The sequence below is a fragment of the Mesorhizobium sp. WSM4935 genome (genome assembly GCF_029625735.1).
In the GTDB taxonomy this organism is placed as follows: Bacteria; Pseudomonadota; Alphaproteobacteria; order Rhizobiales; family Rhizobiaceae; genus Mesorhizobium.
In genome coordinates this window covers 542385-564830 of sequence record NZ_JARTVR010000002.1, presented here as the reverse complement: position 1 = coordinate 564830, position 22446 = coordinate 542385, and the positions used below count along the sequence as shown (strand labels likewise).

The 22446-nt window shown below is 63.7% G+C and carries 22 protein-coding genes; 15 read left to right on the top strand and 7 right to left on the bottom strand.

Annotated features, from left to right (window positions below):
* Positions 1-44: 44 nt before the first annotated feature.
* On the top strand, positions 45-2471 hold the full coding sequence (locus P9273_RS06975) for a GcvT family protein (protein ID WP_278048221.1): 2427 nt from the start codon (positions 45-47) through the stop codon (positions 2469-2471).
* Between the two features lie 85 nt (positions 2472-2556).
* Here the strand turns inward: P9273_RS06975 and P9273_RS06970 are convergent, their stop codons facing one another.
* Positions 2557-2949, bottom strand: coding sequence for a DoxX family protein (locus P9273_RS06970; protein ID WP_040995908.1), 393 nt, complete (start codon positions 2947-2949; stop codon positions 2557-2559).
* 191 nt (positions 2950-3140) lie between these two features.
* Between P9273_RS06970 and P9273_RS06965 the strand changes: the two genes are divergently transcribed.
* Positions 3141-3629 (top strand): hypothetical protein, encoded by a 489-nt coding sequence (locus P9273_RS06965; RefSeq protein ID WP_278048220.1) that lies wholly within the window; start codon positions 3141-3143, stop codon positions 3627-3629.
* 26 nt (positions 3630-3655) lie between these two features.
* On the opposite strand, the gene P9273_RS06960 is transcribed toward P9273_RS06965, so the two are convergent.
* The gene (locus tag P9273_RS06960) at positions 3656-4432 is read right to left on the bottom strand and encodes a VOC family protein (RefSeq protein ID WP_278048219.1); all 777 of its coding nucleotides are present in this window, start codon (positions 4430-4432) and stop codon (positions 3656-3658) included.
* 176 nt (positions 4433-4608) lie between these two features.
* On the opposite strand from P9273_RS06960, the gene P9273_RS06955 reads away from it, so the two are divergent.
* From P9273_RS06955 to P9273_RS06935, 5 genes are all read left to right on the top strand, one after another.
* Complete coding sequence (locus P9273_RS06955) at positions 4609-5343, top strand: gamma-glutamylcyclotransferase (RefSeq protein ID WP_278048218.1); 735 nt, start codon at positions 4609-4611, stop codon at positions 5341-5343.
* A 115-nt stretch (positions 5344-5458) separates the two neighbouring features.
* Complete coding sequence (locus P9273_RS06950; protein WP_278048217.1) at positions 5459-6823, top strand: NAD(P)-dependent oxidoreductase; 1365 nt, start codon at positions 5459-5461, stop codon at positions 6821-6823.
* A gap of 2 nt (positions 6824-6825) precedes the next feature.
* On the top strand, positions 6826-8139 hold the full coding sequence (gene preA, locus P9273_RS06945) for an NAD-dependent dihydropyrimidine dehydrogenase subunit PreA (protein ID WP_040995898.1): 1314 nt from the start codon (positions 6826-6828) through the stop codon (positions 8137-8139).
* Between the two features lie 596 nt (positions 8140-8735).
* Positions 8736-9266 (top strand): RrF2 family transcriptional regulator, encoded by a 531-nt coding sequence (locus P9273_RS06940; RefSeq protein WP_278048216.1) that lies wholly within the window; start codon positions 8736-8738, stop codon positions 9264-9266.
* Between the two features lie 11 nt (positions 9267-9277).
* Positions 9278-9736: a carboxymuconolactone decarboxylase family protein gene (locus P9273_RS06935; protein WP_278048391.1), complete on the top strand. Its 459-nt coding sequence runs from the start codon at positions 9278-9280 to the stop codon at positions 9734-9736.
* A gap of 38 nt (positions 9737-9774) precedes the next feature.
* On the opposite strand, the gene P9273_RS06930 is transcribed toward P9273_RS06935, so the two are convergent.
* Both P9273_RS06930 and P9273_RS06925 read right to left on the bottom strand, forming a co-directional pair.
* Positions 9775-10497, bottom strand: a complete 723-nt coding sequence (locus P9273_RS06930) for an SDR family oxidoreductase (RefSeq protein WP_278048215.1) — start codon at positions 10495-10497, stop codon at positions 9775-9777.
* Between the two features lie 5 nt (positions 10498-10502).
* Positions 10503-11339 (bottom strand): SDR family oxidoreductase, encoded by an 837-nt coding sequence (locus P9273_RS06925; RefSeq protein ID WP_278048214.1) that lies wholly within the window; start codon positions 11337-11339, stop codon positions 10503-10505.
* A gap of 103 nt (positions 11340-11442) precedes the next feature.
* Here P9273_RS06925 and P9273_RS06920 point away from each other — a divergent pair, with 103 nt between their 5' ends.
* The gene (locus P9273_RS06920) at positions 11443-12315 is read left to right on the top strand and encodes a helix-turn-helix transcriptional regulator (protein WP_278048213.1); all 873 of its coding nucleotides are present in this window, start codon (positions 11443-11445) and stop codon (positions 12313-12315) included.
* A gap of 15 nt (positions 12316-12330) precedes the next feature.
* On the opposite strand, the gene P9273_RS06915 is transcribed toward P9273_RS06920, so the two are convergent.
* Positions 12331-12960 (bottom strand): TetR family transcriptional regulator C-terminal domain-containing protein, encoded by a 630-nt coding sequence (locus tag P9273_RS06915; protein ID WP_095769027.1) that lies wholly within the window; start codon positions 12958-12960, stop codon positions 12331-12333.
* A 238-nt stretch (positions 12961-13198) separates the two neighbouring features.
* On the opposite strand from P9273_RS06915, the gene P9273_RS06910 reads away from it, so the two are divergent.
* Entirely contained in the window at positions 13199-14527 is a 1329-nt protein-coding gene (locus P9273_RS06910) for an aspartate aminotransferase family protein (RefSeq protein WP_278048212.1), read from the top strand.
* Between the two features lie 95 nt (positions 14528-14622).
* Here the strand turns inward: P9273_RS06910 and P9273_RS06905 are convergent, their stop codons facing one another.
* Positions 14623-15261: a TetR/AcrR family transcriptional regulator gene (locus P9273_RS06905; protein ID WP_040995887.1), complete on the bottom strand. Its 639-nt coding sequence runs from the start codon at positions 15259-15261 to the stop codon at positions 14623-14625.
* Positions 15262-15382: 121 nt separating this feature from the next.
* Between P9273_RS06905 and P9273_RS06900 the strand changes: the two genes are divergently transcribed.
* The 3 genes from P9273_RS06900 (at position 15383) to P9273_RS06890 (ending at position 18529) form a co-directional block, all read left to right on the top strand.
* Positions 15383-16633, top strand: coding sequence for a Zn-dependent hydrolase (locus P9273_RS06900; protein ID WP_040995885.1), 1251 nt, complete (start codon positions 15383-15385; stop codon positions 16631-16633).
* A 64-nt stretch (positions 16634-16697) separates the two neighbouring features.
* A complete protein-coding gene (gene hydA, locus P9273_RS06895; protein ID WP_040995883.1) occupies positions 16698-18149 on the top strand; it encodes a dihydropyrimidinase in 1452 nt (483 codons plus the stop codon).
* Positions 18150-18151: 2 nt separating this feature from the next.
* Positions 18152-18529 carry a hypothetical protein gene (locus P9273_RS06890; RefSeq protein ID WP_278048211.1) on the top strand — a complete coding sequence of 126 codons (378 nt, stop codon included), beginning with the start codon at positions 18152-18154 and terminating at the stop codon, positions 18527-18529.
* A gap of 188 nt (positions 18530-18717) precedes the next feature.
* Here P9273_RS06890 and P9273_RS06885 read toward each other — a convergent pair whose 3' ends face one another.
* Positions 18718-19122, bottom strand: a complete 405-nt coding sequence (locus P9273_RS06885) for a cupin domain-containing protein (RefSeq protein ID WP_442920192.1) — start codon at positions 19120-19122, stop codon at positions 18718-18720.
* 119 nt (positions 19123-19241) lie between these two features.
* Here P9273_RS06885 and P9273_RS06880 point away from each other — a divergent pair, with 119 nt between their 5' ends.
* From P9273_RS06880 to P9273_RS06870, 3 genes are all read left to right on the top strand, one after another.
* Positions 19242-20033 (top strand): ABC transporter ATP-binding protein, encoded by a 792-nt coding sequence (locus P9273_RS06880; protein WP_278048209.1) that lies wholly within the window; start codon positions 19242-19244, stop codon positions 20031-20033.
* Positions 20034-20385: 352 nt separating this feature from the next.
* Positions 20386-21264 (top strand): ABC transporter permease, encoded by an 879-nt coding sequence (locus P9273_RS06875; protein WP_278048208.1) that lies wholly within the window; start codon positions 20386-20388, stop codon positions 21262-21264.
* The gene (locus P9273_RS06870; protein WP_278048207.1) at positions 21261-22415 is read left to right on the top strand and encodes an ABC transporter permease; all 1155 of its coding nucleotides are present in this window, start codon (positions 21261-21263) and stop codon (positions 22413-22415) included. The genes P9273_RS06875 and P9273_RS06870 overlap by 4 nt, the downstream gene beginning before the upstream one ends.
* Positions 22416-22446: the final 31 nt, after the last annotated feature.

Below are 22446 nucleotides of genomic sequence, written 5' to 3'. Positions count from 1 at the left end.
GATTCATTTCAATCTCTCAACTCACTGAACCAACGAGAAAACCCATGAAGTCGCATGCAAAGGTCGTGGTCATCGGCGGCGGTGTCGTCGGATGTTCGGTGCTGTTTCATCTTGCCCGCCATGGCTGGACCGATGTCGTGCTTTTGGAGCGCGACGAGCTGACTTCCGGTTCGACCTGGCATGCGGCCGGCGGCATGCACACCATCAATGGCGATCCCAACGTCGCCAAGCTGCAGAAATACACGATCTCGCTCTACAAGGAGATCGAGGAGCTTTCGGGACAGGCCACCGGCGTGCACCTCACAGGCGGCGTGCTTCTGGCGGCGACCGAGGCGCGGCTCGACTGGCTGCGCGGCGTGGTGTCGAAAGGCCGCTATCTCGGCATCGACCTTGAGGTGATCTCGGCGAAGGAAGCCGCGGAGCTGATGCCGCTCATCGAGCCCAGCCAATTTGTCGGCGCGGTCCGCAACAAGGAAGACGGCCATCTCGACCCGTCCGGTGTGACGCACGCCTATGCCAAGGCGGCGCGGAAACTGGGGGCCGAAGTCGAGCGCTTCACCAAGGTCGAGGACATCGTGCGCCGTCCCGACGGCCTATGGCGCGTCATCACCAACAAGGGCGATATCATCGCCGAGCATGTCGTCAATGCCGGCGGGCTCTGGGCGCGCGAGGTCGGCCGCATGGTCGGGCTCGAACTGCCGGTGCTGGCCATGGAGCACATGTACTTGATCACCGAGGACATGCCGGAGGTCGCCGACTGGAACAAGAGGACCGGCACCGAGATCATCCACGCGGTCGATTTCGACGGCGAGCTCTATCTGCGCCAGGAGCGCGGCGGCATGCTGATGGGCACTTATGAGAAGGCCAACAAGGTCTGGTCGGAATTCCAGACGCCGTGGAATTTCGGCCACGAGCTGCTGGAGCCGGACATCGACCGCATCGCGCCGTCGCTGGAAGTCGGTTTCCGTCACTTCCCCGCTTTCCAGAAGACCGGCATCAAGCAGATCATCAACGGCCCCTTCACCTTCGCGCCGGACGGCAATCCGCTGGTCGGTCCGGTGCGCGGCCTGCCGGGCTTCTGGGTCGCCTGCGGCGTGATGGCCGGCTTCAGCCAAGGCGGCGGGGTTGGGCTCGCACTCTCCAACTGGATGATCGAGGGCGACCCGGGCGCCGACATCTGGGCGATGGACGTGGCGCGCTATGGCGACTGGGCGACGATGGCCTACACCAACGCCAAGGTGCGCGAGAATTATTCGCGCCGCTTCTCGATCCGCTTTCCCAACGAGGAACTGCCGGCCGGGCGTCCGCTGAAGACGACGCCTCTCTACGACACGCTTGCCGCCAAGGGCGCGCAATGGGGCGTGTCCTATGGGCTCGAAGTGCCGCTCTGGTATGCGCCCGAAGGCGTTACCGACGAGTTTTCCTGGCGGCGTTCCACCGACTTCGAGCATGTCGCCAAGGAGGTCGCGGCGGTGCGCAACGGCGTTGGCCTGTCGGAGATTTCGAACTTCGCCAAATACAAGGTGACGGGAAAGGGTGCTTCCGCCTGGCTCGACCGCATATTCGCCTGCAAGCTGCCCAGGCGCGGCCGCATGACTCTGGCGCCGATGCTGAAGGACGACGGCAAGCTGATCGGCGATTTCACTTTGGCCAACATCGACGACAGCGAGTGGTTCATCGCCGGATCCGGCATTGCCGAGCAGTATCATATGCGCTGGTTCGAGGCGCATCTGCCCAAGGACGGCTCGGTGCGGATCGAGGCGCTGGGCCAGAAGCTCACCGGCCTTGCGATTGCGGGGCCGAAGGCGAGGGAAGTGCTCGCCAAGGCCACCCACGCCGATGTCTCCAACACCGCCTTCCCCTTCATGGCGGTTGCGCGGATGGATGTCGGCATGGCGCCGTGCCTGGTCGGCCGCGTCAGCTACACCGGCGATCTCGGCTACGAGATCTGGGTGGCGCCGGAATACCAGCGTGCAGCTTACCAGGCGCTGCTGGCTGCGGGAGAGGAATTCGGCATCGGGCTGTTCGGCTCACGGGCGCTCAACGCGCTGAGGCTGGAAAAGAATTACGGCTCATGGGCGCGCGAATACCGGCCGATCTATGGTCCGCTCGAGGCCGGGCTCGACCGGTTCGTCGCTTATGGCAAGGACGCCGATTTCATCGGCAAGGAGGCAGCGCTGGCTGAGCGCAGAGAGGGCGGCAAGCTCAGGTTGCGTGCCTTCATCGTCGAGGCCGCCGATGCCGACGTGATCGGCGACGAGGCGATCTGGCATGACGGCGCCGTGCGCGGCTGGGTCACCTCCGGCGGCTATGCGCACCATTCCAAGAAGTCGGTCGCCATGGGCTATGTGCCGAAGGAGATCGCCGACAGATCGGATGGTTTCGAGATCGAGATCCTCGGCAAGCGCCAAGCGGCGCGCGTCCAGGCGGCGCCGCTGTTCGATGCCAATTTCGAGCGGATGCGCGGCTAGAGCGATTCCAAGAAAAGTGCGAAGCGGTTTTCCGTCCTGAATTGCCTCAAAGCAAAAAGCCTCCAGGCGCGCAGCCTTCGACGCTTCAGGCGCTGCGACGGTTGTCCACTGCGAAGGCGCCGGAGCCGGCGAAGATCAGATAGAGGAAGATAAAGCAGAAGGAGATCGCCAAGTCCCCGCCATTGTCGACGGGGAAGAAGCCGCGCGGGAAGTGCGCCATGAAATAGGCGACCGCCATTTCGCCGGCGAGAAGGAAGGCGACCGGACGGGTGAATAGCCCGAGCGCAAGCAGGATGCCGCCGGCGAATTCGAGGATGCCGGCGGTCGCCGTCAGCCCGGTGAGGGCGTGTGGCTGGGCGCCGGCCGGGAAGTTGAACAGCTTCTGCGAGCCATGTTCGATGAACTGCAAGGCGGTCATGATGCGCAACACGCCCAGCGCTTGCGGACGGTACTGGGCAAGGCCCTCGAAAAGCTTCATCTAAAACTCCATTTACCCCCCGTTCGGCCATAAATTATCGCCCGCCAACGGACCACTCACTTCCCATGGCCTGGGATCAACAATCGGTGAGTGGAAATGGCTCCCTTATTTCTTCTCGTCATGGTTGCATATTTATCCTTATAGTTGTATCTCCTAGTGGATGCATATCAAAACCACGAGAGGCCGATGCCATGAGAAAAGTCATCCTCACCTTGTCTGCTTTGCTTGCATGCACCGGCTTCGCCATGGCTGCCGGTAACGGCTGTGACGCCTTCAAATGGCCGGTCGCACGCGAGCAAGCCCTGTTTCCGGCGGCGACCGCGGCGCAGTCCGGCGCCGCCTTGACGGTGGGGCAAGCGGTGGATTTCTCGCTCGCGGCTGTCGACACTGTCAGCTTTGAAGTGCCGCCGGAGCGCGCGCCGAAAGCCGGCACGTTCGGCGCGACGGCCAGCGTGACCGTGCCGCCTGATGGCGAGCTGCAGCTCAGCCTTTCCGACGAGGCCTGGATCGATGTCGTACAGGACGGCCGCACCGTCAAATCGGCGGCCTTCAGCGGCGTGAAGACCTGCCCAGGGATCCGCAAGAGCGTGCGCTTCAAGCTTGCGGGCGGCGCGGCGATCATCCAGCTCAGCGGTGCGAAAAAGGCCGATCTGAAGCTGGCGGTGCTGACGCCGGAGTGACCGGCGCCAGCCGGCGAGTAGGCGCTCTACCGCACAGGCGCCAGCAGCGCGAAATGCGCGCCTTGCGGGTCCTGGCACTGGATGATCCACTGGCCGCTCGGCACCTCCATCGGCCCCATGATGACCTTGCCGCCATTGTCGGTGACGCGTTTGGCCGCGGCGTCGATGGCGTCGACGTTGAAATAGAACTGCCAGACGGGAACCGGGATCTGCGGCGGCTTGTTCATCATGCCCCCGCCGGATTCGGGGCCGGCGCCGAAGGTTTTATAGATACCCATCTCGCCCATGTCGAACTCGCCGGCACTCTCCCAGCCGAACTGGCTGGAATAGAAGTCGAAGGCGGCTTTCCAGTCCGAGGTGTAGAGCTCGTGCCAGCCGACATGGCCGGGCGTGGTCGCCGGCACCGGCGGCTGGTCAGGCTGGTTGGGCTGAAGGAACATGAAGGCCGCCCCTTGGGGGTCGGCAACAACGGCGAAGCGGCCGACACCCGGAATGTCGTCGGGCGCGCGATGGATCGCGCCGCCGGCGTCTTTGAGCGCTTGCGTCGAGGCGTCGACATCCTTGGTGTAGATATAGCCCAGCCAGGCCGGCGGCATGCCCCTCTTGGCGGGCTCTTCCGGCATCGTCATCAGCCCGCCGACGCCGCGCATGGCGGAGTTCACGACGATGTAGCGGGGCATGCCGGGCGCCTTGTCGAAGGGCTCGGCCTTCCAGCCGACAACGGCGGTATAGAAAGCCTCGGCGGCGTCGAGGTCGGTGGTCATCAGTTCGTACCAGAAGAAAGGTTGCGGGGATTTCGGCATGGTCGGTCTCCTCACCGGTTCAGGCAGCGATCGCGGTTCGATCCATCCTAGGACGATCCTGGCGGCAGAAATCCGACATGGGCCGAAAATCCTGGACGGCAAGGCGCTCCGCCCCGATCTTGCATAGCCCGCGCGTTTCGACTTTGCTGCCGTCAAAGAGGGGTTCGCGTTTTTCCATGCGCCAGATGTCGCTCACGCCCGAGCTTGTCGCTCTTTGCCATCGCGACGAGACCGATCCCGGTCCGAGCGGGGAATGGACGCAACTCAGCGACGACGATTTCCGCGCGCTCGCCACGCGTCTCGCCGTCGAAGCCGACGCGGGACCGCTTTGGGTGTTCGCCTATGGCTCGCTTATCTGGAAGCCGGCCTTCGAGTCCGTCGAGCAGCGGCGCGCTTCGGCCCATGGCTGGCATCGTTCCTTCTGCCTGGATCTTGTGCGCTGGAGAGGCAGCGCCGAGCAGCCCGGATTGATGATGGCGCTTGAACGCGGCGGACGCTGCGACGGCGTGATCTACCGCCTGCCGGAGGGTGACAAGGCCACCCAGATCGAAAGGCTGTTGCGACGCGAGATCGACGACCACGAAGCCGTTGCCTCCGTCAAGTGGGTTCCGGTGCGCACGGCGCAAGGCAGGGTGCGGGCGCTGGGCTTCTGGGTTGGCGTGACCGGCAGGGGGACGTCTCTCGGGCAGCCGCTGGAGAAGGTGGCATGGGTGCTGGCACGCGCCTGCGGCCATGTCGGCTCCGGCGCCGAATATCTCTACAACACCGTCAGCCATCTCGAGACCTTCGGCATCCACGATCGCAATCTGTGGCGGCTGCAGAAACTGGTGGCGGATGAGATCCGGTCGATTCATTCCGCGAGGTTGGAAAATGCGGAGCCGTCTGATGGGCAGGCAATGGCTATAATATGACTGTGATTATCATGTTTTTGTGCAGGCGATACAGGGACTTGGCCGAAAATTGACCAATTGATAAAAAAATAAAACGTGCTAGCCTTCCCCCAAAACGACAACAAGGGGAACTGGAATGGCGAGTGGTCATTTCATCGAGGGCATTGCCGGCGGCCGGCTGTCTTCCGAGCAATATGCCGATAATTTTTCCGACCTGCATCCGCCGCTCGATCACCATGAGGCGCTGGTCGAATCCGATCGCTGCTATTTCTGCTACGACGCGCCGTGCATGAACGCATGCCCGACCTCGATCGACATCCCGCTGTTCATCCGTCAGATCGCGACCGGCAACCCGCTGGGCTCGGCCAAGACGATTTTCGACCAGAACATCCTTGGCGGCATGTGCGCCCGCGTCTGCCCGACCGAGACGCTGTGCGAAGAGGCCTGCGTGCGCGAGGTGGCCGAAGGCAAGCCGGTGCAGATCGGCCGGCTGCAGCGCTACGCCACCGATGTGGCGATGGGCGAGGGCAAGCAGTTCTACAAACGCGCCGAAGCGACGGGCAAGAGCATTGCCGTGGTCGGCGCCGGACCGGCCGGGCTGGCGGCGGCGCATCGCCTTGCCCGCCACGGCCATGACGTGACGATCCTCGAGGCGCGGCCGAAGGCCGGCGGCCTCAACGAGTATGGCATCGCCGCCTATAAGAGCGTCGACGATTTCGCCCAGGCCGAGGTCGACTATGTGACTTCGATCGGCGGCATCGACATCCAGAACGGCAAGGCGCTCGGCCGCGACTTCCAGCTTGCCGACCTGATCCGCAACTACGACGCCGTGTTCCTCGGCCTCGGGCTTGGCGGCGTCAATGCGCTGCGTGCCGAAGGCGAGGACGCGGACGGCGTCGCCAATGCTGTAGAATTCATCTCCGAATTGCGTCAGGCAAGCGACCTCTCCAGCCTGCCGGTCGGCCGGCGCGTCGTCGTGATCGGCGGCGGCATGACGGCGATCGATGCCGCTGTGCAGTCGAAGCTGCTCGGCGCCGAGGAAGTGACGATCTGCTATCGCCGTGGCCAGGAGCACATGAACGCTTCCGGCTTCGAGCAGGATCTGGCCGCCGCCAACGGCGTCGCCATCCGCCACTGGCTGCAGCCGAAGCGCGTCATTGCCGAGAACGGCAAAGTGGCGGCGATCGAACTAGAATACACCGCGATGAGCGGCGACAAGCTTATCGGCACCGGGGAAACGCTGCGGCTCAACGCCGACCAGGTGTTCAAGGCGATCGGCCAGAGCTTCGTGCCGGCGCATCTCAACGGCAGCGCGGAACAGATCGAGCTCGAAGGCGGCCGCATCAAGGTCGATGCGGAAGGGCGTACCTCGCTGGCAAAGGTCTGGGCCGGCGGCGACTGCATTTTCGGCGGCGACGATCTGACGGTTTCGGCGGTGGCGCAAGGGCGCGACGCGGCCGAGTCGATCCACCGGGCACTGACCTCTAACGGGAGGGCATGAGCATGGCAGACATCCGCAACACCTTCATCGGCATCAAGTCGCCCAATCCGTTCTGGCTGGCCTCGGCGCCGCCGACCGACAAGGCCTATAATGTCGAGCGCGCCTTCAAGGCGGGCTGGGGCGGCGTGGTCTGGAAGACGCTGGGCGAAGAAGGCCCGCCGGTCGTCAACGTCAACGGTCCGCGCTACGGTGCGATCTGGGGCGCCGACCGCCGCCTGCTCGGCCTCAACAATATCGAGCTGATCACCGACCGCGACTTGCAGACCAACCTGCGCGAGATGAAGCAGGTGAAGATGAACTGGCCGGATCGGGCGCTGGTCGCCTCGATCATGGTGCCTTGCGTCGAGGAAAGCTGGAAGGCGATCCTGCCGCTGGTCGAGGAGACCGGAGCAGACGGCATCGAGCTCAATTTCGGCTGCCCGCACGGCATGAGCGAACGCGGCATGGGGTCGGCCGTCGGCCAGGTGCCGGAATATATCGAGATGGTCGTGCGCTGGTGCAAGCAGTATACGCGCATGCCTGTCATCACCAAGCTCACGCCCAACATCACCGACATCCGCAAGCCGGCGCGGGCGGCCAAGGCCGGTGGCACCGACGCGGTGTCGCTGATCAACACGATCAACTCGATCACCGGCGTCGATCTCGACAATTTCGCGCCGATGCCGACCATCGACGGCAAGGGCTCGCATGGCGGCTATTGCGGTCCGGCGGTGAAGCCGATCGCCATGAACATGGTGGCCGAGATCGCGCGCGATCCGGAAACGCATGGCCTGCCGATTTCCGGCATCGGCGGCATCACCACCTGGCGCGACGCTGCCGAATTCATGGCGCTCGGCGCCGGCAATGTGCAGGTCTGCACGGCGGCCATGACCTATGGCTTCAAGATCGTGCAGGAGATGATCGCGGGGCTGGAGAACTGGATGGACGAGAAGGGCCATGCCTCGCTCTCCGACATCATCGGCCGCGCCACGCCCAATGTCACCGACTGGCAGTATCTCAATCTCAACTATGTCGCCAAGGCGCATATCGATCAGGACGCCTGCATCAAATGCGGCCGCTGCCACATCGCCTGCGAGGACACCTCGCACCAGGCGATCACCAGCATGGTCGACGGTGTCAGGCATTTCGAGGTGATCGAGGCTGAATGCGTCGGCTGCAATCTCTGCGTCAATGTCTGCCCGGTGGAGGGCTGCATCACGATGCAGCCGCTGGCCGCCGGCGTACTCGACCAGCGCACCGGCTTGCCGGTGTCGCCGATCTACGCCAACTGGACGACGCATCCCAACAATCCGATGGCCAAGGTGGCCGCGGAATAAATTTGGGTTCCTCGCCCACGAAGTGGGTGTGGTGGCCCGGCGAAGCCAGGGCGGAGAGGGGCCTTTGGGACGGCTGGACGCCGCCGAGGCCCTGTTGCCTTTCCTTGTGCCTCGCTTGCGGCTACGGCATGCACAGATCTCCAAGCGGCTGGTCTTGGCGATAGCGTGCATGCCAGCTTGGCGCGTGCATTGTCCCATGTAGCGCTGGTCGACCCCCACTCCGTCTCGGCTTCGCCGAGCCACCTCTCCCCCGATCGACGGGGGAGAGGAAGGCGCCACGCTTTTTGCCGTCAACGCTCGTCCAGCAACGCTCCCTTCCTTTCCCTCCGGAGGGGGAAGGTGGCGCTGCGGAGCAGCGACGGATTGGGGGAACCACGTGGCAATCAAGCCGTGGCCTGATCAGTCAATCACAGAAGATGTGTGCAACGCGTAGCGCTTTGCGGGGTGCAAGGAACCCAAGTCGAGCGAAGTGCCGTGTGCCGGAAACCACCTGACGTTCTCTCATCCCATTGCGAATTGGCGGGCAATTTTCATTTCTCTATTGCAGATAATAGTTATCCACGATAACAGATATCCATGAATTGGAGGGTCACACCATGAAACTGGGCGATGGCGTTGAAGCGGCCATCCACTGCGCGGCGACGCTGGCCAGCGTCGACGGCAACAGTACCATGCCGGGCGCGGCGCTTGCGGAGTGTTTTGGACTGTCGCCGAGCTATCTCTTGAAACATCTCAATCAGCTCACGGCAGCGCGCATCCTGGACTCGGTGCCCGGGCCAGCGGGCGGCTACCGCCTGGCGCGTGCGGCGGAACAAATCACGCTGCTCGATATCGTCCTGGCCGTCGAGGGGCGTGAGCCTGCTTTTCGTTGCGGCGAAATTCGCCAGCGTGGTCCGGTCAAGATCGACGCGTCGGCCTACGTCAAACCCTGCGGCATCAATGTCGCGATGCTCAAGGCCGAGCGCGCCTATCGGGCAGCGCTCGCCGAAGTGAAGCTGTCCGACATCGTCGCCGATTTTATGAACGACGCCGATCCCCGCACGGTCGCTGCAAGCTGCGCTTTCGTCGAGCGCCACCAGCGGTCTCAGAGAGTTCAACCAAGCTCAAATCAACCAGGCAAAGCGTGAAAGGTAAAATGATGAAACAGAGGCTGCAGTTCTTCGCCAAAGCGCCGGAAATCATGAAGGCGGTTACGGCTCTCAACAAGGCCGTCGAGGAGTGTGGGCTGGAGGCAAGCCTGATGCATCTCGTCAAGCTCAGGGCTTCGCAGATCAATGGCTGCTCTTACTGCGTGGAGATGCACAGCCGCGAGGCAAGGCGAGACGGCGAGACGGAGACCCGCCTTTATCTGGTCGCCGCCTGGAAGGAATCGCCGCTGTTTTCCGAACGCGAGCGCGCCGCGCTCGCCTGGACCGAGAAGGTGACGAACATTTCGGAGAACGGCGTCCCAGACGATCTCTACGCCAGCACGCTGGAGCAGTTCTCCGAGGAGGAACTGGTCAAGCTGACGGTGGTGATCGGCATGATCAACACCTGGAACCGGCTCTGCGTATCCTTCCACGCCATCCATCCGATGCCGGCCGCCAAGGCCGCCTGATCCGTCGGGGCGCGCGGATGGAAGTCCGCGCGCCTCCTCTACGCCGCGAAGCGAAGGCCGCCGTCACAGGTCAGCACCTGACCAGTCATGAAACCGTTGGAGACCAGGAAGGCGATCGCTTCGGCGACGTCCTCCGCGCGGCCGATGCGGCCGACCGGCGTCTTGCCGGCATATTCGGCAAACACCGCCTGCCGCTGATCCCCGGGGAGAAAATCCCACCAGGGGGTGTCGATGACGCCGGGCGCCACGACGTTGACGCGCAGCGGCTTCAGCTCGACAGCCAGGATCGGCGCGACGGTCAAAAGCATGCCGTTGATGGCGCCGATGCCGGCGACGCCGGGCGCTGCAATCTGCGCCGAGACGGCCGAGATGAAAGTGACCGATCCGGTCTTGTTCAAGGTCGGCAGGGCCGCCTGCAAGCAGGACAGTTGCGGCCGGATCTTCTCGTCGACGCCCCTGCCGATATCGGCAAGATCAAGCGTCGCGAATGGTCCCAGGCCCTTGCCGCCGCTTGCGGCGAGAACCAGGTGATCGAACGACCCAAGGCGCTCGAAGAAATTCCGGACCTCGTCCGGCTTGGTGGCGTCGAAAGCGGCCTTGCCGATGGTGCCGCCCAGGCTCTTCCAGGCGCTCTTCAGCTTCTCCTCGTTGCGTCCGGTCACCGTCACTTTCATTGCGGGGCTGACCAGCTTTTTGGCCGTCGCGAGGCCGATGCCGGATGAGCCGCCGATGATGACGCAATGTTCGATGGTCTCGTTCATGAATGTTATTCCTTGGATGTCGTAGAAGCTTGTCTGGTCAATTTGAGGCTCAAGGTCCGCAATTGGCGGCGGGCCTTTTCGTCATAAGCCTGGGCGTCGGCGCGCGATTCCCGCTGGCCGTCGAAATACAGCCCGCTGCGGCCTTCGAGCGCCGGCGAGGTTGCCAGGTTGAGGATGGCGTCCGCGCCGGTCTCGACCGAGCTCCACGGCGTGACGCCGGCCTGCCGGACCATTGTGGTGTCCATATAGCTTGCCGGATGGAGCGCATAGACGGTTACGCCGGTGCCTTCGAGCTGTTCAGCCAGATCGACGGTGAACAGGATCTGCGCCAGCTTGCTCTGGCAGTAGGCCCGCACGCCGCTATAGCCATGCGTCAGCATGACATCGTCGAAGTCGATCGCCTGCTGCCCGGCCGAGGCGACATTGACGATGCGCGCCGGCGCGCTCGCCTCGAGCAAAGGCAGAAGCTCTGAGGTCAGCAGGAAACCGGCGAGATAGTTGACGGCGAAACGCAGCTCATAACCGTCCGCACTGACCTGCCTTTTCGCGCCCTGGCCGCCGGTGCCGACGCCGGCATTGTTGATCAGGATGTCGAGCCGATCGGTTCGGGTGCGCACCGCTTCGGCAAGGCGGCGTACTTCGGCCAGTGTAGCGAGATCGGCGGCGAGGAATTCCGCCTTGCCGCCCTTTGCCTCGATGGCGGCCACGGTCGCCTTGCCGCGGCTTTCGTCGCGGCCATGCACCAGCACACGGGCGCCGGCGGCGCCGAGCCTTTCCGCCACCACGCGGCCGACACCGTCGGTCGAGCCGGTGACGAGAATGGTTTTGTCCTTGAGTTCCATGTTCAGAGCCTCCTTGCGCTGCTCTGAACGGAAAGATGTGGCACGGCGCTCAAGCCAAACAGTTCAAACTTTATCCTGGTATCGGTACTGCTATAATAACTGCATGGATGCCATCGCCCATTCCCCCGAAGATCATCGCCGGCGCGAGCTCGGCGCCTTCTTGCGTTCCCGCCGCGAGAGGCTTTCGCCAGATGCCGCCGGCATCGCTTGCGGCGCGCGGCGGCGCACGCCCGGGCTGCGGCGCGAGGAGGTGGCGATGATCGCCGGCGTCGGCACGACCTGGTACACCTGGCTGGAGCAGGGCAGGGATGTGCGGCCCTCGGTCGAGGTGCTGTCGGCGCTCTGCCAGGCGTTGCGGCTCGACGCCGCCGAGCAGCGGCATCTGTTCACGCTCGCCGGCCGCCAGCAGCCCGAGCGGCGGCGCATCGTGCCGGCGAAGGTCGAAGGGCCTTTGCTGCACATGTTGCAGAGCCTGGTGCTGCAGCCGGCGTATGTCGTCGGCCCGCGCTGGGACGTGCTGGCATGGAATGACGCGGCGGTGGCCATTTTCGGCGACTACGGCCAATTGGAGGGCGATGCCCGCAACGTCATCCACGGCGTCTTCACCGACCCGCACCGGCGGCATCTACTGGTGGACTGGGAGCAACTGGCGCGCGCGACCCTAGCCGCCTTCCGCGCCGAGAGCGCGAAATACACCGGCGATCCGGACTTCGAACGGCTGATCGCGCTGATGATGCGCTCGAGCCCCGAGTTTCGCGAATGGTGGCCGCAGCGCGATGTCGTCCACCGGCTCTCCGGCCTGAAGCATCTGCGGCATCCGATCGCCGGCGCGATGACGTTCGAGCATATGAGCCTGTCGATCGACGACGGCTCGGATATGCGGCTGATCGTCTACACGCCGCTTGCCGAGCATAACTCAGTCGCCAAACTCAAGAAGCTGCTGGAGGGGCTTCCATCCGAACGGCGCAGCGCCTGAACGACCAGAGTAAGGTCAACCCTTCGGCTTTAGCCCATCGAGAAACAACTGCTCCAGAAACCTTGCCGCGTCCTCGAAGCGGCCGTCGCCGCCGCGGTCGGCGCCGAGCACGGCGCGCACCTGGACGTCGAAATCGGCATAATGCTGCGTCGTCGCCCAGATCGAGAAGATCAGGTGCCAGGGATCGGTGCGGGCGATCTTGCCGGCGCGCATCCAGCCCTTGATGACGGCGGCTTTCTCGTCGACCAGGGTCTTCAGCTCGCCCTCCAGCATCGGCTTGATGCGCGGCGCGCCCTGCAGGATCTCGTTGGCGAAGAGCCGGCTTTCGCGCGGAAAATCGCGCGCCATCTCCAGCTTCCTGCGGATGTAGCTTCTGAGCTCCGTCAGCGGGTCGCCGATGTCGTCAAGCTCGCGCAGCGGCGCCAGCCAGGTGTCGAGCAGGCGCTGCATCAACGTCTCGTGAATGTCCTCCTTGCGGCGGAAGTAATAGAGAAGGTTGGGCTTCGACATGCCGGCGGCTTCGGCGATCTGGTCGATGGTCGAGCCGCGAAACCCGTTGGCGGAGAAGACTTCGAGCGCGGCTTCGAGGATGAGTTCGCGCTTTTCCTGCTGGATGCGGGTGCGGCGGGGAGCGGAGCCTTCCATTGCCGCCGTCATCCTTGCCGGCTGTCAGAACGCGGGTTCTCTGGACCAATTGTCTGGACCAGTTTTTCCCTGGACTGTGGAGCGCGCTTTTTATGCCGCATTTCCGCTAGTAATCCTTTGACCGCCGACGGGCGGCGCTAACGTTTGTCCAACCGGTCAAAATTTTGCGTAGCACGAAAAGGCAGCAAAGACCAAGCGTTGGCGGCACCGAAACAGGTTACAAGGGGAAGTCTTGGTCATGTCCAACCGGCTGAAAGTCACGCCGAACGATCTCAGCGCATTCTGGATGCCGTTCACGGCAAATCGTCAGTTCAAGCAGGCGCCACGCATGTTCGTGTCCGCCAAGGACATGCACTACACCACCAGCGACGGCCGCAAGGTGCTCGACGGCACTGCGGGCCTGTGGTGCGTGAACGCCGGCCACTGCCGGCCGAAGATCACCGAAGCGATCCAGCAACAGGCCGCCGAGCTCGACTATGCGCCCGCTTTCCAGATGGGCCACCCGGTCGTGTTCGAGCTGGCGAACCGCCTGGTCGATATCGCGCCCAAGGGCATGGACCATGTCTTCTTCACCAATTCCGGATCGGAATCGGTCGAAACCGCGCTCAAGATGGCGATCGCTTACCACCGCGTTCGCGGCGAGGGCTCGCGCACCCGCCTGATTGGCCGCGAACGCGGCTATCATGGCGTCAATTTCGGCGGCATCTCCGTCGGCGGCATCGTCGCCAACCGCAAGATGTTCGGCACGCTGCTCGGCGGCGTCGACCATCTGCCGCACACGCATCTGCCGGAGAAGAACGCCTTCTCGAAGGGCGTGCCGGAGCATGGCGCGGAGCTCGCGAACGAGCTCGAGCGCCTCGTCACCTTGCATGATGCCTCGACTATCGCGGCCGTCATCGTCGAGCCGGTCGCCGGCTCCACGGGCGTCATCCTGCCGCCCAAGGGCTATCTGCAGAAGCTTCGGGAAATCTGCACGAAGCACGGCATATTGTTGATTTTCGATGAAGTGATCACCGGCTTCGGCCGCCTCGGCACGCCGTTCGCGGCGGACTATTTCGGCGTCACGCCTGATATCATGACCACGGCCAAGGGCGTCTCCAACGGCGTGATCCCGATGGGCGCGGTGTTCGTGAAGAAGGAGATCCACGACGCCTTCATGACCGGTCCGGAACACATGATCGAGTTCTTCCACGGCTATACCTATTCGGGCAATCCGATCGCCAGCGCCGCGGCGCTCGGCACGCTGGACACCTACAAGGAAGAAGGCCTTTTGACGCGCGGCGAGGAGCTGGCGCCTTACTGGGAAGACGCGCTGCATTCGCTCAAGGGCGAGCCGCATGTCATCGACATCCGCAATATCGGCCTGATCGGCGCGATCGAGCTGGCGCCGATCGCCGGCAGCCCGACCAAGCGGGCGTTCTCGGCTTTCGTGAAGGCGTTCGAGCGCGGCGCGCTGATCCGCACCACCGGCGACATCATTGCGCTGTCGCCGCCGCTGATCATCACCAAGGGCCAGATCAACGAACTGATCGACCATGTTCGCGATGTGCTGAGGTCGATCGACTGACAAGCCGCCGCGGACACCCTTCCCGTTGAGGGGAGGGTGTCCGCGAAGCGGCCAGGCGAGGTCGGCTCGACGCGTCGATCTCGAGGGAGGGCGATTCAGGCGGGCTGCGCGCCGATGCCTGTCAGGATCACCCGTTTGATGTTTTCCTTGGCCTCCCGCCATTGCCGGTCGGAGAGCGACTTGCCGCCGTTCAGCGTCTCGATCTGGTGGCCGAAATCGGCGTAATGCTGGGTCGTGGCCCACAGCATATAGAGCAGATGCCGCGGGTCCACCGGGTCCATCTTGCCCTCCTCGATCCAGCGCCTGATGATCTCGACGCGGCCGTCGGTCCATTCGCGCAAAGTCGATTCCATATAGTCCTGAAGCACCGGCGCGCCGTGCATCACTTCCGAGGCCCAGACCTTCGACCCGTCCGGGTGGCGGCGCGATATTTCCATCTTGGCGTCGATATAGGCGCTGATGCCGTCCACCGGGCCGCGCGCCGCATCGAAGCAATTGGCCGCCTGCAGCCAGATCTCGAAAATGTTCTGGACGACGGACCGGTAGAGCTCTTCCTTGGTGGCGAAATAATAGTGGAGATTAGCCTTGGGCAGTCCCGCCAGATCGGCAATCAACTGCATCGTGGCGCCGCCGAACCCGGCTTCCGCGAACACTTTTTCGGCAGCGAGCAGAATGGCTTTCTCATTCTCCCGCCTTATGTCCTGTCGCCGCATGGGACGGGTGGGTTCGGTCATGTCTCCCCCAAGATTCTCGTTGACCGCTTGGTCAGCTTGTGTAGTCTGAAAGCTGACCATACGGTCAGGATGCAAACCACTCAAGGGGCGACAAGACCCCTGGTGAAAATGGGAACTGCAAATGGCCGCACCCGGCGAGAATCTGCGAATCAATTCAGACCGTTTGTGGGATTCCATCATGGAGATGGCGAAGATCGGCCCCGGTATCGCCGGCGGCAACAATCGCCAGACACTGACCGATTCCGACAAGCAGGGCCGCGAGCTGTTCAAGTCCTGGTGCGACGAGGCTGGGCTCACCATGGGTGTGGACCAGATGGGCACCATGTTCATGACGCGCGCCGGCACCGATCCGGACGCGCTGCCGGTCTATGTCGGCTCCCATCTCGACACCCAGCCGACCGGCGGCAAATATGACGGCGTGCTGGGCGTGCTTTCGGGCCTGGAGGTGGTGCGCTCGCTCAACGATCTCGGCATCAAGACCAGGCATCCGATCGTCGTCACCAACTGGACCAACGAGGAGGGCGCTCGTTTCGCGCCGGCGATGCTCGCCTCGGGCGTCTTCGCAGGCGTGCACACCCAGGAATACGCCTATGCCCGCAAGGATCTCGACGGCCTTACCTTCGGCGACGAGCTGAAGCGGATCGGCTGGGTGGGCGACGAGAAGGTCGGGGCGCGCAAGATGCACGCCTATTTCGAATACCATATCGAGCAGGGACCGATCCTCGAAGCCGAGAACAAGCAGATCGGCGTGGTGACCCACTGCCAGGGCCTGTGGTGGCTGGAGTTCACGCTGACCGGCAGGGAAGCGCATACCGGCTCGACGCCGATGAACATGCGCGTCAATGCGGGCCTTGCCATGGCGCGCATCCTGGAGATGGTACAGACGGTCGCCATGGAGAACCAGCCGGGCGCCGTCGGCGGGGTGGGCCAGGTGAAGTTCTCGCCCAATTCCCGCAACGTGCTGCCGGGCACGGTGGTCTTCACCGTCGACATCCGCTCACCGGACCAGGCCAAGCTCGACGGCATGCGCGCCCGCATCGAAAAGGAAGCGCCGAAGATCTGCGAGGCGCTCGGCGTGAAATGCTCGGTCGAGGCGGTCGGCCATTTCGATCCGGTGACCTTCGATCCGACACTGGTCGGCCGCGTGCGCACGGCTGCAGAAAAGCTCGGCTACAGCCATATGAACATCATCTCCGGCGCCGGCCACGACGCCTGCTGGGCGGCCAAGGTGGCACCGGCGACCATGGTCATGTGCCCCTGCGTCGGCGGCCTCAGCCACAACGAGGCCGAGGACATCTCCAAGGAATGGGCGGCGGCCGGTGCCGACGTGCTGTTCCACGCGGTCGTCGAGACGGCGGGAATCGTCGAATGACCGACTAAACCAATCACTTCGCAACGCCGCTCGCAAAGAAGCGCGAAAGAACAGGGGAACAGATATGACCAAAGTCATCCGGAACGGCACTATCGTCACCGCCGATCGCACGTGGAAGGCGGACGTGCTGATGCAGCATGGCAAGATCGTCGCCATCGGCTCGAACCTGCACGGCGACCATGAGTTCGACGCAACCGGCTGCTATGTCATGCCGGGCGGCATCGATCCGCACACCCATCTCGAAATGCCCTTCATGGGCACCTATTCGGCCGACGATTTCGAATCCGGCACGCGCGCGGCCCTTTCCGGCGGCACGACGATGGTGGTCGATTTCTGCCTGCCGGCTCCGCAGCAGTCGCTCTTGGAAGCGCTGCAGATGTGGGACAACAAGACGTCGAAGGCGTCCTGCGACTATTCCTTCCACATGGCGATCACCTGGTGGGGTAAGCAGGTGTTCGACGAGATGGCTCAAGTCGTCGACCGGGGTATCACCTCGTTCAAGCACTTCATGGCCTATAAGGGCGCGCTGATGGTCGACGACGACGAGATGTATTCGTCGTTCCAGCGCTGCGCCGATCTCGGCGCGCTGCCGCTCGTCCATGCCGAGAACGGCGACGTCGTCGCGGCCCTGTCGCAAAAACTTTTAGCCGCCGGCAACAACGGCCCGGAAGGCCATGCCTATTCACGCCCGCCCGAGGTGGAGGGCGAGGCGACAAATCGCGCCATCATGATCGCCGACATGGCCGGCGTGCCGCTTTATGTCGTGCATGTCTCCTGCGAGCAGAGCCATGAAGCCATCCGCCGCGCCCGCCAGAAAGGCATGCGCGTTTATGGCGAGCCGCTGATTCAGCACCTGACGCTCGACGAGAGCGAATATTTCAACAAGGACTGGGACCACGCGGCGCGCCGCGTCATGAGCCCGCCCTTCCGCAGCAAATGGCACCAGGATTCGCTGTGGGCCGGCCTGCAGGCCGGCTCGCTGCAGGTGGTGGCGACCGACCATTGCTCCTTCACCACCAAGCAGAAGCGCAACGGCATCGGCGACTTCACAAAGATCCCGAACGGCACGGGCGGGCTCGAGGACCGCCTGCCGGTCCTGTGGACGACCGGCGTCAACACCGGCCGGCTGACGATGAACGAGTTCGTCGCGGTGACCTCGACCAACATCGCCAAGATCCTCAACATGTATCCGAAGAAGGGCGCGATCGTCGAAGGCGCGGATGCCGACATTGTCGTCTGGGATCCGAAGCGCAAGAAGACGATCTCGGCCAAGAACCAGCAGTCGGTGATCGACTACAACGTCTTCGAAGGCTTCGAGGTGACCGGTCTGCCGCGCTTCGTGTTTTCGCGCGGCGAGCTCTCGATCGAGGAGGCGGACGTCAAGGCCAAGGCCGGCCATGGCGAGTTCGTCGCCCGCGAGCCGAACGGCGCGGTCAACCGGGCGCTGTCGACGTGGAAGGAGATTTCCGCGCCGCGCAAGGTGGAACGCACCGGCATCCCGGCCACCGGGGTCTGACCATGCGGGCTCTTCATCTTGCGATCGCGGCGGCCGCGATGCTGGCTGCCAGCCAGGCGCTTGCCGCCGGCATCGACCTCAGCAAACCCTATGGCGACAAATATGGCTGCATCAACCGGAACGGCCAGCAAGTGGCCGCCGACAAGATGCTGCTTCTGACCGACAAGGAACTGATCACGGCCGCCAGCGCCTGCACCTTCGGCGACAAGCAGGTGCAGGCCGATGGATCGCTGGTGGTGACGGCAAAGTGCGAGGCAGAGGGCGAAGAGGGACAGGCGCCGGCCAAGTTCACCATCAAGCGCAGCGCGAAGAATGCGAAGAAACTGGTGGTTGCCGACGAAGGCGGCAATGTCATGGGCGAAGTCGCGCGATGCAAATGACGGCGGTCCCGTCGGTTCCTGAGAGACGTATTCGTTCCGGCCGCATTTATGCGACGCTAAGCGATGCCGCTTGGCTGCAAAATGCCCTGGAGCGGGTCAGCGTTTCACAGAATCGCCGAGCCGCTCTAAGTCTTTGTTTCTACGCAATTCCTGACGGAAAACCGCTACGCACTTTTCCTGGAATTGCTCTAAGCGACAAGGCCATCCAGTTCCGGCAGCAGGACGACGCTTTCCTGTTCGTTGGGATCGGTGCGGGCAATCACCGCCGAGGAGGGTGCGTCGCTCAGATTGGCGGGCAGATGCGGCACGCCGGCCGGAATGTAGAACAGGTCACCCGCCTTGACGACGATGTGGTGCTCGAGCCGGTCGCCGTACCAGGTGTGGACTTCGCCGGAGAGCACGTAGATGGCCGTCTCGTGGCTTTCATGCATATGCGCCTTGGCGCGCGCGCCGGGCGGCATGGTGAGAAGATGCATGCAGATGCCGGAAGAGCCGACGGTCTCGGCGGCGATGCCGGCGAAATAGCTCAGCCCCTGCTTGCCTTGATAGGTGCTTTCGGGGCGAACGAGATGACAGGTGGGCTTAGGCGACATCGGCAAGGCTCCGGGCGGCGTCGATCGGGTGGGACAGGACGAGTGGAAAGCAACGCTATCATAAAATCAACCGGATTGCGGACAGCGCGGCAGCGGTCGCGAAAGGCAGGCTGCAGCCAATGACCGAACAGCCGCCAGCCGTCGTTTCGGCAAGCAAGCTCGGCCTCACCTTCCAGACCAATGACGGTCCGGTGCAGGCGCTCTCCAATGTCGATCTGACCATCGGCAAGGGCGAATTCGTCTCCTTCATCGGTCCATCCGGCTGCGGCAAGACGACCTTGCTGCGCGTCATCGCCGATCTCGAGAAAGCGACGTCCGGGACGATCTCCGTCAACGGGATGACGCCGGAGCAGGCGCGCGAGAAACGCGCCTACGGCTATGTCTTCCAGGCCGCCGCCCTGTTCCCGTGGCGCACCATCGAGCGCAATGTGGCGCTGCCGCTGGAGGTCATCGGGCTCAGCCAGGCCGAACAGGCGGAGCGCATCAAGCGCACGCTGGAACTCGTCAACCTGTCGGGCTTCGAGAAGAAATATCCCTGGCAGCTTTCCGGCGGCATGCAGCAGCGCGCCTCGATCGCACGCGCTCTCGCCTTCGATGCGGATCTGCTGCTTATGGACGAGCCGTTCGGCGCGCTGGACGAGATCGTGCGCGACCATCTGAACGAGCAGCTTCTCGATCTCTGGGACCGAACCAACAAGACGATCTGCTTCGTCACCCATTCGATCCCAGAGGCTGTGTATCTCTCGACCCGCATCGTGGTGATGTCGCCGCGGCCGGGCCGTGTCACCGACATCATCGAATCGACGCTGCCGAGGAAGCGACCGCTGGACATCCGCGAGACGCCGGAATTCCTGGCGATCGCCGCGCGGGTCCGGGACGGCTTGAGGGCAGGGCACAGCTATGATGATTGAGCGTGCGGGAGATGTGCTCCCTCCTCTCCCCACCGGGGAGAGGGTGGCCGCACAGCGGCCGGGCGAGGGGACGTCCACCCGCGCCTTCGTCATCCTAGGGCGGAGCAAGGAGCGAAGCGACGCAGCGCAGACCCTAGGATCCATGCCAGTCCCTTCGCGCTCCGCGGCGGTGCAGAACCGTGCACCCTCCGCCGCGCCTTGGAAGGTGAGCATTCTCGACCGCTTGCATCCCTCGATCGATGTCACGGCATGGATCCTAGGATCTACGCAGGCCGCTTCGCGCCTGCTCCGCCGTAGGATGACGAAGAGCGCGCTGGGTCGCGCTTTAACGCCGAGACGAGGGGAGCGCTAAATGGACTCCTTCCGCTCCAAAATCATCCCCGTCACCACCATCCTAGCCGGCGTGGTGGTGCTTTGGTACTTCTTCGCCGTCATCCTGAACGCGCCGTTCCAGCGCGATCTCGATCAACGAGGCAATGAGACCCCTGGCACGGTCGAGTTCATCGGCAAGACGCTGTCGCAGCCGAAGCCGACGCTGCCGGCGCCGCATCAGGTGGCGGTGAACTTTTTCCAAAACACTTTCCTGCGGTCCGTCACCTCGAGCCGCAGCCTGGTCTACAACGCCTGGGTGACGCTGTCCTCGACGCTGCTCGGCTTTGCCTTCGGCACCGCGCTCGGCATCATCATTGCGGTCGGCATCGTGCATGTGACGACGCTCGACCGCAGCCTGATGCCGTGGATCATTGCCTCACAGACCATTCCGATCCTGGCGGTGGCGCCGATGATCATCGTGGTGCTGGCGGCGATCGGCATCACAGGCCTGATCCCCAAGGCGCTGATCTCGACCTATCTGTCGTTCTTTCCGGTCGCGGTCGGCATGGTGAAGGGCCTGCGCTCGCCCGAGCTCATGCATCTCGACCTGATGCACACCTATAATGCCAGCGCCTCGCAGACCTTCTGGAAACTCAGGGTGCCCGCCTCGGTGCCGTTCCTGTTCACCTCTATGAAGGTGGCGGTGGCGGCAAGTCTGGTTGGCGCGATCGTCGGCGAATTGCCGACAGGCGCCGTCGCCGGCATCGGCGCGAAGCTGCTTGCGGGAGCCTATTACAGCCAGACCATCGACATCTGGTCGGCGCTGGTCGCGGGGTCCGTCGTCGCGGCGCTGCTGGTGATGGTGGTGGGCATCGCCGGACGCCTGGTCGACCGCGCCATGGGCGGGAGGCCGGCATGAATTGGCTGAAGCCGTCATGGCAGGCAGCGCTTGCCATCCTTCTTTGCCTGGTCGCGCTCGCACTCGGCGCGATGTCGAAACCGGAAGCCGCGGCTTTGGCGCAGCCGACGGCGGCAATTGCCTATCCCTACATGGGCGCAAAAGGCTTGATCATCGGGTTGCTGCTGATCGCGGCACTGGTCTCGACGGTGAAGCTCGCCCCGATTGTCGAGGCCATCGTGCTGTTCGTCGGCGCCCATGCCGCCGCCTGGCTTCTGATAAAGGGCATAGCCGGTTTCGAAGGCACGGCGCTGGCGTCATATTTCCTGCTGCTTGCCGCCGCCTGGCTGCTTGCCTGGCGCTGCGTTGCCTTGCTTTCCTCGTTGCGTCCGAGCGAAAATGTCTCAAGGAACGCCTTGCGCCTGATCATCCCGGCGATCTTCGGCGCCTGGATCCTGATCCTCTGGGAAGCTGTGACGCGCGGCGCCGGCATCCCCTTCATCCTTTTGCCGCCGCCGAGCGCCATCGGCGCGCGCATCGCCAACTCCCTGCCGATCCTGGGTTCAGATGTGCGGCAGACGATCTTCAAGGCGGTGCTGGTCGGCTATGTCGTCGGCAATCTCGCCGGCTTCGCCGTCGCCATTCTTGCCGACCGCGTGCCGTTCCTGAGGCGCGGGCTGCTGCCGATCGGTAACATGGTTTCGGCGCTGCCGATCATCGGCGTGGCACCGATCATGGTCATGTGGTTCGGCTTCGATTGGCCGTCCAAGGCCGCGGTCGTCATCATCATGACCTTCTTCCCGATGCTGGTGAACACGGTGGCAGGCCTCGCCGCCTCCGGGCATATGGAACGCGACCTGATGCGCACTTATGCGTCCGGCTATTGGCCGACCTTGCTGAAGCTCAGGCTGCCGGCGGCAATGCCTTTCATCTTCAATGCGCTGAAGATCAACTCGACGCTGGCGCTGATCGGCGCCATCGTCGCGGAGTTCTTCGGCACGCCTGTGGTCGGCATGGGATTCCGCATCTCGACGGAAGTCGGGCGGATGAACATCGACATGGTGTGGGCCGAAATCGCAGTTGCAGCACTTGCGGGTTCGGTCTTTTATGGCGTGGTCGCTCTCATCGAGAGAGCCGTCACGTTTTGGCATCCCTCTGTCCGTGGTGGATAGGGGCGGTGGGTTTGGATGCTAACTTCAGAGG

Coding starts and splice junctions, on each gene's coding strand:
- P9273_RS06975 (WP_278048221.1), top strand. CDS start 45: ATGAAGTCGCATGCAAAGGTCGTGGTCATCGGCGGCGGTGTCGTCGGA.
- P9273_RS06970 (WP_040995908.1), bottom strand. CDS start 2,949: ATGAAGCTTTTCGAGGGCCTTGCCCAGTACCGTCCGCAAGCGCTGGGC.
- P9273_RS06965 (WP_278048220.1), top strand. CDS start 3,141: ATGAGAAAAGTCATCCTCACCTTGTCTGCTTTGCTTGCATGCACCGGC.
- P9273_RS06960 (WP_278048219.1), bottom strand. CDS start 4,432: ATGCCGAAATCCCCGCAACCTTTCTTCTGGTACGAACTGATGACCACC.
- P9273_RS06955 (WP_278048218.1), top strand. CDS start 4,609: ATGCGCCAGATGTCGCTCACGCCCGAGCTTGTCGCTCTTTGCCATCGC.
- P9273_RS06950 (WP_278048217.1), top strand. CDS start 5,459: ATGGCGAGTGGTCATTTCATCGAGGGCATTGCCGGCGGCCGGCTGTCT.
- preA (WP_040995898.1), top strand. CDS start 6,826: ATGGCAGACATCCGCAACACCTTCATCGGCATCAAGTCGCCCAATCCG.
- P9273_RS06940 (WP_278048216.1), top strand. CDS start 8,736: ATGAAACTGGGCGATGGCGTTGAAGCGGCCATCCACTGCGCGGCGACG.
- P9273_RS06935 (WP_278048391.1), top strand. CDS start 9,278: ATGAAACAGAGGCTGCAGTTCTTCGCCAAAGCGCCGGAAATCATGAAG.
- P9273_RS06930 (WP_278048215.1), bottom strand. CDS start 10,497: ATGAACGAGACCATCGAACATTGCGTCATCATCGGCGGCTCATCCGGC.
- P9273_RS06925 (WP_278048214.1), bottom strand. CDS start 11,339: ATGGAACTCAAGGACAAAACCATTCTCGTCACCGGCTCGACCGACGGT.
- P9273_RS06920 (WP_278048213.1), top strand. CDS start 11,443: ATGGATGCCATCGCCCATTCCCCCGAAGATCATCGCCGGCGCGAGCTC.
- P9273_RS06915 (WP_095769027.1), bottom strand. CDS start 12,960: ATGGAAGGCTCCGCTCCCCGCCGCACCCGCATCCAGCAGGAAAAGCGC.
- P9273_RS06910 (WP_278048212.1), top strand. CDS start 13,199: ATGTCCAACCGGCTGAAAGTCACGCCGAACGATCTCAGCGCATTCTGG.
- P9273_RS06905 (WP_040995887.1), bottom strand. CDS start 15,261: ATGACCGAACCCACCCGTCCCATGCGGCGACAGGACATAAGGCGGGAG.
- P9273_RS06900 (WP_040995885.1), top strand. CDS start 15,383: ATGGCCGCACCCGGCGAGAATCTGCGAATCAATTCAGACCGTTTGTGG.
- hydA (WP_040995883.1), top strand. CDS start 16,698: ATGACCAAAGTCATCCGGAACGGCACTATCGTCACCGCCGATCGCACG.
- P9273_RS06890 (WP_278048211.1), top strand. CDS start 18,152: ATGCGGGCTCTTCATCTTGCGATCGCGGCGGCCGCGATGCTGGCTGCC.
- P9273_RS06885 (WP_442920192.1), bottom strand. CDS start 19,122: ATGTCGCCTAAGCCCACCTGTCATCTCGTTCGCCCCGAAAGCACCTAT.
- P9273_RS06880 (WP_278048209.1), top strand. CDS start 19,242: ATGACCGAACAGCCGCCAGCCGTCGTTTCGGCAAGCAAGCTCGGCCTC.
- P9273_RS06875 (WP_278048208.1), top strand. CDS start 20,386: ATGGACTCCTTCCGCTCCAAAATCATCCCCGTCACCACCATCCTAGCC.
- P9273_RS06870 (WP_278048207.1), top strand. CDS start 21,261: ATGAATTGGCTGAAGCCGTCATGGCAGGCAGCGCTTGCCATCCTTCTT.